The following is a 12,454-nucleotide window of genomic DNA, read 5'->3' as shown; positions in this document are numbered from 1 at the left end:
CCCCATGCTCGCTCTGTACGGAAAACCCACCTCCATCAACGTGCGCAAGGTGCTCTGGCTGTGCGCCGGCCTCGACCTGCCACTTCACCACGAGCCAGCGCCGCCGACGGACCTGCTGGCCACACTGAACCCGAACCGGCAGGTGCCGGTGCTGCGCGATGGCGGCTTCGTGCTGTGGGAATCCAACAGCATCTGCCGCTACCTGGCCGTACGCGCTGGCCGTGATGACCTGCTGCCCCGCGCGGCACAGGATCGTGCGCGGGTCGAACAATGGATGGACTGGCAGGCCAGCGACCTCAACAGTGCCTGGCGGCACGTGTTCATGGCACGCGTGCGCCAGCATCCGGACTACCCGGACGATGCCCGCGCCGAGGCCAGCCTGGTCCAGTGGAACGGCTTGATGGGCGTGCTTGATGCCCAGTTGGCCGCTGGCGGCTACGCCGCTGGCAACACCTTCACCCTCGCCGACATCGTGCTCGGGCTGTCGACCCAGCGCTGGCGCAGCACACCGGGCCACAAGCCGGCGCTGGCACACGTGGGCGCTTGGTTCGAGCGCCTGCGCCAGCAGCCCGGTTTCGCCGAACACGTCGACAACGGCGTGGCCTGAGGCAGGGGTCAGATCCTTTCCCGGGAAAGATATCTGACCCCAAGGGTGCGGGAACGATCCGGCCTTACCAGCCTTCCAGCACGATCTTGCCCTTGGCGCGGTGGCTCTCCAGCAGCGCGTGGGCGCGCCGCAGGTTGGCCGCGTCGATGCGCCCGAAGTGCTCGCCCAGCGTGGTCTGCAGCACGCCCGTGTCGATCAGCTCGGCCACGCGGTTCAGCAGGTCGTGCTGGCGCTGCATGTCGGCGGTGCGGTACAGCGGCCGGGTGAACATCGACTCCCAGTGCAGTGACAACGCCTTGCGCTTGAGCGCCATCACGTCCACCTGGCCAGGATCATCGATCAGCCCCAGCTGGCCCTGCGGCGCCAGCAGTTCCACGATCTGCGCGTAGTACTGGTCGGAGTGGGTCAGGCTGGCCACATGCTGCACTTCGCTGATGCCGAGCCGCGCCAGTCCCTCGGCCAGCGGCAGGCGGTGGTCGATCACGTGGTGCGCGCCCATTGCGTATGCCCAGTCCTGGGTATCCGGACGCGAGGCGGTGCCGATCACGGTCAGCCTGGTCAGCTTCCGCGCCAGCTGCACCAGGATCGAACCGACACCACCGGCAGCACCGATCACCAGCAGGGTCTGGCCCTCGCCACCACCCTCGGGGATGCGCAGGCGGTCGAACAGCAGCTCCCAGGCGGTGATTGCAGTCAATGGCAGCGCCGCGGCGGCGGCATCATCGAGGCTGGCCGGCTTGCGCCCGACGCTGCGCTCGTCCACCAGCTGGTACTCGGCATTGCTGCCCGGGCGGTCGATGACGCCGGCGTAGTAGACCGCGTCGCCGGGCTGGAACAGGGTCACCTCGCTGCCCACCGCGTCGACGATGCCGACCGCGTCCCAGCCCAGTACGCGCGGGCCATCGGTGGCCACGCCGCGGCGGACCTTGGTGTCGACCGGGTTCACCGCCACCGCGCGTACCGCCACGCGCAGGTCGCGGGGGCCGGGCTGCGGCAGCTCCAGTTCGATGTCGATCAGGGCCCGGGCATCATCGATCGGCAGGCCGGCGTGGGTATAGGCAATGGCGCGCATGGCAGCGGTCCAGTGGGGAAGGAGGCGACAGGTTGCGCCGCGCGCGCTCCCTCGGAAAGGCGCAGAATCGGGCAGCACTTTCACTCTGGCGATGAAGATGATCCGCTTCGACGATCTGCAGCTGTTCGTCCGCACTGCCGCGCTGGGCAGCTTCTCGCAGGCCGCCCGCGAGGCCGACCTGCTGCCCGGGCAGGTCGCTGCGGCGGTGGCACGGCTGGAGCGCGAGCTGGACCTGCGCCTGTTCGTGCGCACGACCCGCAGCCTGCGCCTGACCGGCGAGGGCGCGCTCTACCTGCCGTATGCGCAGGAGGTGCTGGCCACCCTGCGCGAAGGCCAGGCCCGCGTGCAGGGCGAGGACACCGAGCTGCACGGCATCCTGCAGCTGTCGGCGCCGTCGGACTTCGGCCGCAACCTGCTGCTGCCCTGGCTGAGCGCGTTCCGCGCCGCGCACCCGCGACTGCGCCTGCACCTGCGCCTGTCCGACGAGGTCGCCGACGTGTTCCGCGAACCGGTCGACGTGGCCATCCGCATCGGCCACTTCGATGACGCCAACTACGTAGCCCTGCCCCTGCTGGAAGGCAACCGGCGCGTGCTGGCCGCCTCGCCCGGCTACCTGCAGCGGCGTGGCCCGCCCACGCGCCTGGAGGATCTGCGCGAGCACGACTGCCTGGTCTATCAACTCAATGGCCGCGCCTACGATCGCTGGTCGTTCGAGGTGGACGGGCGCCGCAGCGTGGTTCCGGTACGCGGCCCGCTGGTCTGCGACGACGCCGACGTGGTGCGGCGCTGGGCCGTGGCCGGCGAAGGCATCACCTACAAGTCCTGGCTGGACCTGCGCGAGGATGTGCTGGCCGGGCGCCTGCAGGTGCTGCTGGACGGCGTTGGCAGCAGCATCCCGCTGCAGCTGGTGTGCCCGCATCGCAAGCAGTTCTCACCCGCCGTGCGGCAGCTGCACGCGCAGCTGCGCCAGCACCTGCAACCGCTGCTGTCCGGGATGCCGGTTGGCCCCACCGGCCCCCTGTCGCCCGCCGCAGCGCTGGCCGACAATGGCGGCCCCCCGTAACAGAAGAGCACCGCCATGCCGTGGATGGGCATCCAGGACCTGTGGACGTTTCTGGTCGCCGTGCTGGTGTTTCTCGCCCTGCCCGGTCCCGGTACCTTCACGCTGCTGACTGCCACCGGCCGTGGCGGCGTGCGCGGCGGCTACACCGCACTGGCCGGCCTGCTGGTCGGCGACCAGATCCTGATGTGGCTGGCGCTGGCCGGCGTGGCCGCACTGCTGAAGGCCAATCCTCTGGTATTCCACGCCGTGCAGTACCTCGGCGCGGCCTACCTGGTGTGGGTCGGCATCAGCCTGCTGCGCACGCCCAAGCACGAGGGCGGCGACGCCGGCCCGATCCGCATGCAACCCGGCCGCTACTTCCAGCAGGCGATCCTGGTCAGCCTGCTCAACCCGAAGGCGATCCTGTTCTACATGGCCTTCCTGCCGTTGTTCATCGATCCGAAGGCACACCAGGGCATCGCCACCTTCGCCGCGCTGGCCGGCATCATCCTGGTGGTCAGTATCGCCTACTGCTCGATGCTGATCGGCGTGGGCAACCTGGCCCGCCGCCGGTTGATCCAGCACCCGCGGATCAGCGATGCGCTGCGTCGCGTGGCCGGCCTGTTCCTGGTGGGGTTCGGCATCCGCCTGGGGCTGAACGGATGAACGGGCGGCTGCCACTGCTCGGCATGACCCTGCTGCTGGCCGGTGCCGCCTCTGCCGGCACCGTGCAGGACCATCGCTGCCTGACGGGCGGTCGCAACGACAACATCCACCTGGAATGGCGCTGGCTGGAAGACGGCCGGGCCGACGTGCGTTACGCCGGCCAGCGCGAGCGCCTGCCCCTGCACCGGATCTCGATGGAGACCACGGTGCTGGCCGAGGATCGCCCGTACCAGTTCGACAGCGTGTGGGAAGAGCGCATCGACGGGCGCCTCAACGGCCGCTACCTGCTGAGCACGCAGGGCGCGCTGGTACTGGATCTGAGCTACGAACGCGCCCGTGATGGCCGTCGCACCACCTTCCACGATGACAGCCAGGCGTGGCAGGAGGATGGCTGCCATTGGCCGGGAGGCGTAGCGGCGCGCGTGGTCGATTGAAGCATGCCAACCAAGGTTGGCATCTACCGGTCGTGCATCTCCGCGCGCAGGTGGTCGATGAACACCCGCAGCTTGGGCGCCATCTGCTCACGCGCGGGGTAGTACAGGTGGAAGCCGGGGAATGGCGGCTGCCAGTCCTGCAGCACGCTCTGCAGTCGCCCAGCGTTGATGTCGTCGGCCATCAACGAGGCGAAGCCTTGGGCCATTCCCAGACCCGCCAGCACGGCACCATGGGCGACGCCGGCATCGTTGAACACCAGCCGCCCGCTCACTTGCACGTCCAGGTCGTGGCCGTCGCGGCTGAACTCCCAGGGCATCAGCCGGCCGTTGGCCAGCCGGTGCACGATGCAGGCGTGGCCCTGCAGGTCATGCGGGGTCTGCGGCACGCCATGGCGTTCGAAATAGGCCGGCGTGGCTACCACCACCTGCCGCTCGGGTGGCCCGACCGGCACCGCGATCATGCCCTGTGCGAGTGATTCGCCCAGGCGGATGCCGGCGTCGAAGCCCTCGGCCACCAGATCGGTCAGCGCGGGGTCGACGCACAGTTCCACCTGCACCTGCGGGTAACGCGCAAGGAAGTCGGGCAGCCGCGGCAGCACCATGCGATCGGCGACGATGCGCGGCAGGGTCACGCGCAGCCGCCCGGCAGGCACCGAGCGCGCGCTGTCCAGTTCGGCAAATGCCTGGTCGATCTGGTCCAGGCCGCCGCGCACGCGCTGCAGGAAACGCGCGCCGTGCTCGGTCAGGTTGACCCGCCGCGTGGTCCGCTGCAGCAGCCGCACGCCCATCCGCGCTTCCAGCGCGCGCACGCTCTGCGACAGCGCCGAGGTCGACACACCCAGGGCATCGGCGGCGCGGGTAAAGCTGGCGTGCTCGGCCACGTGGACGAAAGCGACCACAGCAGTGAGCGGGACGGAGGCATCCATTGTGAAGGCAGCCTTCAAGGTAAGTCCGGTGACACGCAGTTTATCCACATGATGGCGTGGAGGATGCTGTGCCCCTCGCCACTGCCCATCCAGACGTGGCGCCTTCCCCAAGGAGATCCACATGAAGACCCGTACTCTCGGCCCCGCCGGCCCCACCGTGTCCGCCCTCGGCCTGGGGTGCATGGGCATGAGCGCGTACTACGGCGGCCGCGGCAGTGACGATGACGGCATTGCCGTCATCCGGCACGCGCTGGACCGTGGCGTGACCCTGCTCGACACCGCCGATGTGTATGGCCCGCACACCAACGAGGTGCTGGTCGGTCGCGCGATTGCCGGCCGCCGCAACCAGGTGTTCCTGGCCAGCAAGTTCGGCATCGGCCTGGACCCGGCTGACCCGAAGGCGCGGCAGATCAACGGCCACCCGGACTATGTGCAGGCCGCCTGCGAGGCCAGCCTGCGCCGCCTGGGCGTGGACCACATCGACCTGTACTACCAGCACCGCGTCGACCCGACCGTGCCGATCGAGGACACCGTGGGTGCCATGGCACGCCTGGTGGAACAGGGCAAGGTGCGCTGGCTGGGCCTGTCCGAGGCCTCGGCGGCCACCCTCCGCCGCGCCCATGCGGTGCACCCGATCACGGCGGTGCAGAGCGAGTACTCGCTGTGGTCGCGCGAGCCGGAGCAGAACGGAGTGCTGGCCACCACGGCGGAGCTCGGCATCGGCTTCGTGCCGTATTCGCCGCTGGGCCGTGGCTTCCTGACCGGCGCCATCCGCAGCCCGGACGACTTCGACGCCGACGATTACCGGCGCACCTCGCCCCGCTTCGAAGGCGAAAACTTCCAGCGCAACCTGGCATTGGTGGACACCGTGCAGGCGCTGGCCGCCGAGCGCGGCATCGCCGCCTCGCAGCTGGCGCTGGCCTGGGTGCTGTCGCGCGGCGGGCACATCGTGCCGATCCCGGGCACGACGCGGCGGGCACGGCTGGACGAGAACCTCGCTGCACTGCAGGTGGAACTGGATGCGGCCACGCTGGACGCATTGGATGCGGCCTTCCCGCTGCATGCCGCGGCCGGCGAACGCTATTCGGACAGCGGCATGGCCAACATCGAGTCCTAGCGGGGGCCGGGACGAACGTACACCGGTGGCTGCCGCCGGATTATGCCGATTCCGGCAGCCTGGCCGGGGCGCAGCGCGTGCCCCGCCATGCATGACCCCCGTCAGTGGTAATGCTGCGCTGCGTTCGGTCACACTCGGGAACTTGTCGTTCTTAGTCACCCCTTCCGAGGCCTGCATGTCCCTGTTCCGGCGCAAGTCCCTAGATTCCGTCACCGTCCACGAAGCCGGCAGGCGTCTGATCCCGACGCTCAGCTGGCCGCACCTGATCGCGCTGGGTATTGGCGCCATCGTCGGTACCGGCATCTACACGCTGATCGGCGTCGGTGCCAACCTGGCCGGCCCGGCCGTGCTGATCTCCTTCGCCATCGCCGGTGCGGTCTGCGCCTGCGCGGCGCTGTCCTACGCCGAGCTGTCGACGATGATGCCGGCCGCCGGCAGTGCCTACACTTACAGCTACAGTGCGCTGGGCGAGGTGTTTGCCTGGGTGGTGGGCTGGAGTCTGATCCTGGAGTACTCGCTGGTGGTGAGTACGGTGGCGGTGGGCTGGTCCGGCTACTTCGTCGGCTTCCTCGAATGGGTCCACACCCAGTTCGGCTGGAACGTGCACCTGCCGGCCTGGCTGGCAGCCGGCCCGCACGTGGAAGGCGGCATGATCAACCTGCCGGCGATCATCATCACCTGGCTGGTGGCCGGCATGCTGATGGCCGGGACCAAGGAAAGCGCCACGCTCAATGCCATCCTGGTGGTGTTCAAGCTGATCGCGCTGGCGATCTTCGTGGCCGTGGCCCTGCCTGCGTTCGACAGCGCCAACCTGCAGCCGTTCATGCCGTATGGCTTTGCCAAGTCGATGGGCCCCGATGGCGTCGAGCACGGCGTGATGGCGGCAGCGGCGATCATCTTCTTCGCCTTCTACGGCTTCGATGCGATCTCCACTGCTGCGGAGGAGACCAAGAACCCGGGCCGTGACCTGTCGATCGGCATCATCGGTTCGATGATCGGCTGCACCATCGTCTACGTGCTGGTGGCGCTGGCCGCAGTGGGTGCGATGAGCTACGCCGTGTTCGGGCACAGCGCCGAGCCGCTGGCGCTGATCATGCGCCAGCTGGGCCATCCGACAGCGGCGATGGTGATCGGCGTGATTGCGATCATCGCGCTGCCGACCGTGCTGCTGGCCTTCCTGTACGGCCAGAGCCGCATCTTCTTCGTGATGAGCCGCGACGGCCTGCTGCCGCGTGGCCTGTCCAAGGTCAACGCGCGTACCGGCACGCCGGTGGCGACCACACTGTTCACTGCGGTGGTGGTGTCGGCGCTGGCCGGCGTGGCCCGCCTGGACGAGATCGCCGCGCTGGCCAATGCCGGTACCCTGGCCGCGTTCACTGCAGTGGGCGTCTGCCTGGTGGTGCTGCGCCTGCGCGAGCCGGACCGCGCGCGCACGTTCCGCACGCCGCTGGCCTTCGTGGTTGGCCCGCTGGCCGCGCTGGGTTGCATCTACCTGTTCATCAGCCTGCCGCACACCACCCAGCTGTACTTCCTGTTGTGGAACGTGGCCGGCCTGGTGCTGTACCTGCTGTACAGCCGACGCCATGCGCTGATCGCGAAATAGACCGATCACCGGTAGTGCCGGCCGCTGGCCGGCAACCCGAATCCTGTTGATAGGGGCGATGCCGGCCGCTGGCCGGCACCATCGCAGGGCGTTTCAACCGCCCTGCTTTGCGGCGTAATCCTGCGCCTGGCGCATCACCCGCAGCAGGTTGCCGCCCCAGATGCCGGCAATCTGCTGCTCGGTATAGCCCTTGCGCAGCAGCCAGGCGGTGATCTTCGGCAGCTGGCTGACATCGGGCAGGTCGCTCAGGCCACCGCCGCCATCCCAGTCCAGGCCGATACCCACGTGCTCGGGGCCGACCACCTTGAGGATGTGCTCGAAGTGGGCGAAGAAGTCGTCCAGGCTGGCATGCCGCACGGGGTGTTCATGGTCCAGTGCCTGTTCGGCTTTCAGCAGGGCCACGCCCTGCTCGATGCCCATCCCTTCCCAGCCGCCCAGCTGCCTGCTCAGCGCTTCTTCGGCCTGCTTGCGCTCGGGTGTCTTCGCCGTGTCGATCAGGTAGCCGCCATAGGCGTTCACCTGGATCACGCCGCCGGCCTTGGCCAGCTTGCGCAGCCGCGCGTCATCAAGATTGCGCGGGTGGTCGTAGACCGCCTTGGCCGAGCTGTGCGACAGCACGAAGGGCACCGGCATCATCGCCAGCAGGTCGTCGAACACCGCGTCCGAGGCATGCGACTGGTCGATCACGATGCCCAGCTTCACCGCCTGCCGCACCAGCTCCTTGCCGGCCAGGCTCAGGCCCTTCCACTCCGCGCCCTTGGGATCGGTGGCCGAATCGGCGAACTCGTTGTTGGCGAAGTGCACGGTGCTGAGCAGGCGCAGGCCGGCGCGGTGGTAGAACGAGAGCAGGCTCGGGTCTTCCACCAGCGGGCTGGCATTTTCCATGCTGATGTAGACCACGCGCTTGCCGGCGGCCTTGATCCGCGCCGCATCATCGGCGGTCAGTGCCAGCGCGAAGCGCGCGGGATTGGCCGCCAGCATCTCGCGGATTTCCAGCAGTCGCTGCAGGCCGTGGTCACGCTCGGCCAGGTGGGCCGCTGCGCTGCGATCGCCCTGGTCGGTGTAGATCGCCCAGAAACCGCCATCGAGCGCACCTTCGACCATGCGCGGGTAGTCCACCTGCGAAAGCGCGTTGCGGTCGTGGCGCTGCTCGATGTCGAAGCCGGTGCGGCCGAAGTTGGCCGGTGTATCCAGGTGGCTGTCGAGCGTGACCAGGCGCTGCTGCAGCGCCTTGGCACGGGCCAGTTCCTCGGCGCTGAACTCGATGGCGTGAGCCGAAAGCGGCGCGCACAGCGCCACGGCGAGCACGACGGACAGGTGGCGCAACGATGGCATGGGCTCTCACCGGCATTGGGAAGAGCCCGACCATAGCGCCGCACCCGGCCTTTTTGTAGAGCCGAGCCCATGCTCGGCTGCCAGACAGATCAGCCGAGCGTGGGCTCGGCTCTACAGAGATCGGCAGTGACGCGGTCAGTCCACCACGCGGCAGAACACGGCCTTCAGGTAACGCGATTCCTGCACGTGGGCCATGAACGGGTGGTCCGGACCGGCGCCGGCCACCTTCAGGATCTGGATCGTGCGGCCGGAGAAATACGCCGCGCGGCGCAGCATGTCGAGGAACTGGTCCTCGGCCACCAGGCCGGTGCAGGAGAACGTGGCGAACAGGCCGCCCGGCTTGACCACGCCCAGCGCCAGCTTGTTCATGTCCAGGTACTTCTTCAGCGCAGTGATGACCTGGTCGCGGTCGCGGGTCATCTTCGCCGGGTCCAGGATCACCACGTCGTACTGCTCGCCACGATTGGCCGCATCACGCAGCCACGGGAAGATGTCGGACTGGACGAACTTCGGGCGCACGTTGTTCAGGCGCGAATTGCCCTTGGCGATCTGGATGACGTCTTCATCGATGTCGATGCCGACCACTTCCGAGGCGCCTCGCGCCGCCGCGTACACCGCAAAACCGCCGGTGTTGCAGCACAGGTCCAGCACGCGCTTGCCTTCCACCTGCTGGCTCAGCCACTCGCGGTTCTCGCGCTGGTCGGCGAAGAAGCCGGTCTTGTGCGCACCGGCCGGGTCGGCGCGGAACTTGATGCCGTACTCGGTGATCACCGACGCTTCGGTGGTGGTATTGCCGTGGAAATCGAAGCTTTCCTGTTTCTGCACGTGCTCATCGGCGAAGCTGTGGAAGCGGCAACCCGGGAACTGCTCGCGCAGGGCGTCGTAGATCCACTCGCGGTGGCGGAACATGCCGGCGGCGAAGAATTCGACCACCACCAGGTCGCCGTAGCGATCCACCACCAGGCCGGACAGGCCGTCGCCTTCGCTGTGCACCACGCGCCAGGCGTCGGAGACCGCGTCGAGCTTGAGCACCTCACGGCGCAGTGACACCGCCTGGGCAATCTTGCGCGAGAACCAGCCGGCATCCACCGGCACGTTCTGGTCGGTCTCAAGGATGCGCACGGCAATGCGCGAATGCCCGTTGTAGAACCCGCGGCCAATGAACTCGCCATCAATGCCGACCACGTCGACGATGGAACCGGGCTTGGGCCGGACGGTCGGCTTCTCGACCAGTTTCTGGAAGATCCACGGGTGGCTGGAGCGCCACGCATTCTTGAGGCGGACAATCGGAAGGGGGGTATTCATCCACCCATTGTAAACCGGGCGCCGGGGTCAGATCCCCGCAGGGGCTCTGACCCTCGCCGGCGTGCCAACCAAGGTTGGCACCCACCAGGCCGGAACGGGCTCGGGAATGGGGTCAGAGCCCCTACGGGGATCCGACCCCTCGTCCCCCATTTGACGGCGGCCCAGCCAGACGGCAGAATCGGCGCCAGAAGGGGAGTAGCTCCCAGACGTTGTCGCCGTCATTTCGAGCCCGCAGGCTCCGGTGCAACGGCAGTTCCAGCCGACTGGAACTGCGAGCGAGACCTTCGCCGTACTGGCGAAGCTCTGTCCCTGGATCCCCCTCCCGATCCTCCGTTGCAGATCCTCGCCGTCCGGCCTGGCATTCATCTTTCCAACGGACATTCCCAATGCAGACGATCGGTAACGTGTGGTTGTGGGGCGGCTTCGCAGCGGTGGTGGTCATCGCCCTGCTGGTCGACCTCGTGTTGATGCGCCATGGTGGACCGCACAAGGTCACCTTCAAGGAAGCCCTGTGGTGGTCGATCGGCTGGGTCGCGCTGGCCCTGCTGTTCAACGCCGGCCTCTGGTACTACCTGAATGAGACCGCCGGCCAGGTGGTGGCCAACAAGGTCGGCCTCGAATTCCTGACCGGCTACCTGGTCGAGAAGGCGCTGGCGGTCGACAACATCTTTGTGTTCCTGATGATCATGAGCTACTTCGCAGTACCGGAGGAGCAGCGCCAGAAGGTGCTGATCATCGGCATCCTGGGTGCGATCGTGCTGCGTACGATCATGATCTTCGCCGGCAGCGTGCTGATCAGCCAGTTCCATTGGCTGCTCTACGTGTTCGGTGCCTTCCTGCTGTTCACCGGCTGGAAGATGTGGTTCGCCGCCGGCCAGGAACCGGATCTGGAAGCCAACCCCGCCCTGCGCTGGATGCGCAAGCACCTGCGCCTGCTGCCGGACTACGCCGGCAATGCGCTGAGCGTGACGCGCGATGGCGTGCGCTGGTTCACCCCGCTGTTCGCGGTGCTGATCCTGATCGCGGTCACCGACGTGATCTTCGCCGTGGACAGCATCCCGGCGATCTTCGCGATCACCACCGACCCGTTCATCGTGCTCACCTCCAACGTGTTCGCGGTGCTGGGCCTGCGTGCGATGTTCTTCCTGCTGGCCGGCATGGCCGACCGCTTCCACCTGCTGCCGTACGGCCTGGCGCTGGTGTTGGCCTTCATCGGCATCAAGATGATGATCATCGACCTGTTCAAGATCCCGACCCCGGTGTCGCTGGGCGTGGTCGCGGTGATCATCGCCGCCACCGTGGTGCTGAGCCTGAAGTACCCGCCGAAGGAAGGCTCGGGCCACGCCTGAGCCTGAGCGGTGGGAAGACGCGGCCGGCGGGATTGTCCCGCCAGCCGCACCCACTCTCCCGCAACAGTGGCCTTGGTTTCGCGCCAGCCACCGCCATTGCTGAGGTATGGACAACAACACGCCCCTGCCCGCCGGCGACGTGCGGGCCCCCCGCAATGACCGCTCGCGCATCCTGCGGGCGTTCAATGTCAGCCTGGCGGCCGTGCTGGTGCTGGTGGCCGTGTTCGCCCTGCAGGGCACGTTCGACTGGCGACCGTGGGCGGTTGCGCCGCTGGAAGCCAAGGGCCTGCTCGGCCTGATCGGCGGCCCGATGCTGCATGCCTCGGTCGAGCACATCGCCGCCAACAGCATCGCCATCCTGATCCTCGGCACCCTGGCCGGCAGTGTGTATCCCAAAGCCACCGTGCGCGCCCTGCCCCTGCTGTGGCTGGGTTCAGGCCTCGGCGCGTGGATGCTGGGCAATCCGGGCAGCGTGCACCTGGGTGCCAGTGGCGTGACCCATGGCCTGATGTTCCTGCTGGCCAGCCTCGGCCTGCTGCGCCGCGACCGTGCGGCAATCGCCACCGGCCTGATCGGCATGCTGTTCTATGGCGGCATGCTGATGACCATCCTGCCGCATGCCGATGGCGTGTCCTGGCAGTCGCACATGGGCGGCGCCTTCGCCGGCATCATCGCCGCGCTGCTGTTCCGCAACGCCGATCCGCTGCCGCCGCGCCAGCGCTACAGCTGGGAAGACGAAGAAGACGAGGCCGAGCCGCTGGCCGACGACGAGCTGGAGCCGCCGTCACCGCAGCGCGTGCCGGTGCTGTGGCAGCCGCGCGAGGGCCAGGACTACGTGGTGATCCCGTTCCGCCGGCCGGACGAGCCACGCGGTTGAGGGGACGGTCGTGCCGGCCGCTGGCCGGCAACCTCATGAACCGGTAGTGGCCGACCTTGGTCGGCGCGGTTGTTGCGTGCCAACCAAGGTTGGCACCTACCAGAGCACACCGGCCCCCGGG

The 12,454-nt window shown here is 68.0% G+C and carries 12 protein-coding genes; 8 read left to right on the top strand and 4 right to left on the bottom strand.

Features of this window, described 5'->3' with window-relative positions; all coding sequences use genetic code 11:
- The first annotated feature begins 4 nt into the window (after window positions 1–4).
- Window positions 5–607: a glutathione S-transferase family protein gene (locus AC5P7I_RS16825; protein ID WP_032958433.1), complete on the top strand. Its 603-nt coding sequence runs from the start codon at window positions 5–7 to the stop codon at window positions 605–607.
- 64 nt (window positions 608–671) lie between these two features.
- Here AC5P7I_RS16825 and AC5P7I_RS16820 read toward each other — a convergent pair whose 3' ends face one another.
- On the bottom strand, window positions 672–1,679 hold the full coding sequence (locus AC5P7I_RS16820; protein WP_014648942.1) for a zinc-binding alcohol dehydrogenase family protein: 1,008 nt from the start codon (window positions 1,677–1,679) through the stop codon (window positions 672–674).
- Window positions 1,680–1,770: 91 nt separating this feature from the next.
- Here AC5P7I_RS16820 and AC5P7I_RS16815 point away from each other — a divergent pair, with 91 nt between their 5' ends.
- From AC5P7I_RS16815 to AC5P7I_RS16805, 3 genes are read left to right on the top strand one after another with little or no spacing between them, the layout of a single operon-like run.
- Window positions 1,771–2,742: a LysR family transcriptional regulator gene (locus AC5P7I_RS16815; RefSeq protein WP_014648943.1), complete on the top strand. Its 972-nt coding sequence runs from the start codon at window positions 1,771–1,773 to the stop codon at window positions 2,740–2,742.
- A 15-nt stretch (window positions 2,743–2,757) separates the two neighbouring features.
- On the top strand, window positions 2,758–3,387 hold the full coding sequence (leuE, locus tag AC5P7I_RS16810; protein ID WP_005411716.1) for a leucine efflux protein LeuE: 630 nt from the start codon (window positions 2,758–2,760) through the stop codon (window positions 3,385–3,387).
- The gene (locus AC5P7I_RS16805; protein WP_014648944.1) at window positions 3,384–3,821 is read left to right on the top strand and encodes a hypothetical protein; all 438 of its coding nucleotides are present in this window, start codon (window positions 3,384–3,386) and stop codon (window positions 3,819–3,821) included. The genes leuE and AC5P7I_RS16805 overlap by 4 nt, the downstream gene beginning before the upstream one ends.
- A 23-nt stretch (window positions 3,822–3,844) precedes the next feature.
- On the opposite strand, the gene AC5P7I_RS16800 is transcribed toward AC5P7I_RS16805, so the two are convergent.
- A complete protein-coding gene (locus AC5P7I_RS16800) occupies window positions 3,845–4,747 on the bottom strand; it encodes a LysR family transcriptional regulator (RefSeq protein WP_032958441.1) in 903 nt (300 codons plus the stop codon).
- 121 nt (window positions 4,748–4,868) lie between these two features.
- Here AC5P7I_RS16800 and AC5P7I_RS16795 point away from each other — a divergent pair, with 121 nt between their 5' ends.
- Both AC5P7I_RS16795 and AC5P7I_RS16790 read left to right on the top strand, forming a co-directional pair.
- Entirely contained in the window at window positions 4,869–5,864 is a 996-nt protein-coding gene (locus tag AC5P7I_RS16795) for an aldo/keto reductase (RefSeq protein WP_126411549.1), read from the top strand.
- Window positions 5,865–6,039: 175 nt separating this feature from the next.
- Window positions 6,040–7,467: an amino acid permease gene (locus AC5P7I_RS16790; RefSeq protein WP_046433392.1), complete on the top strand. Its 1,428-nt coding sequence runs from the start codon at window positions 6,040–6,042 to the stop codon at window positions 7,465–7,467.
- Window positions 7,468–7,560: 93 nt separating this feature from the next.
- Here the strand turns inward: AC5P7I_RS16790 and AC5P7I_RS16785 are convergent, their stop codons facing one another.
- Window positions 7,561–8,802 (bottom strand): membrane dipeptidase, encoded by a 1,242-nt coding sequence (locus tag AC5P7I_RS16785; protein ID WP_164077271.1) that lies wholly within the window; start codon window positions 8,800–8,802, stop codon window positions 7,561–7,563.
- Window positions 8,803–8,937: 135 nt separating this feature from the next.
- Window positions 8,938–10,107, bottom strand: coding sequence for a class I SAM-dependent rRNA methyltransferase (locus AC5P7I_RS16780; RefSeq protein ID WP_032958445.1), 1,170 nt, complete (start codon window positions 10,105–10,107; stop codon window positions 8,938–8,940).
- 386 nt (window positions 10,108–10,493) lie between these two features.
- Between AC5P7I_RS16780 and AC5P7I_RS16775 the strand changes: the two genes are divergently transcribed.
- Window positions 10,494–11,456, top strand: coding sequence for a TerC/Alx family metal homeostasis membrane protein (locus AC5P7I_RS16775; RefSeq protein ID WP_164077270.1), 963 nt, complete (start codon window positions 10,494–10,496; stop codon window positions 11,454–11,456).
- A 106-nt stretch (window positions 11,457–11,562) separates the two neighbouring features.
- The gene (locus AC5P7I_RS16770) at window positions 11,563–12,333 is read left to right on the top strand and encodes a rhomboid family intramembrane serine protease (RefSeq protein WP_262087900.1); all 771 of its coding nucleotides are present in this window, start codon (window positions 11,563–11,565) and stop codon (window positions 12,331–12,333) included.
- Window positions 12,334–12,454: the final 121 nt, after the last annotated feature.

Source organism: Stenotrophomonas sp. YJH_SMC_138 (assembly GCF_059369855.1).
Note: the sequence above shows the minus strand (reverse complement) of the source record. Positions and strands in the feature narration are given on the sequence as shown.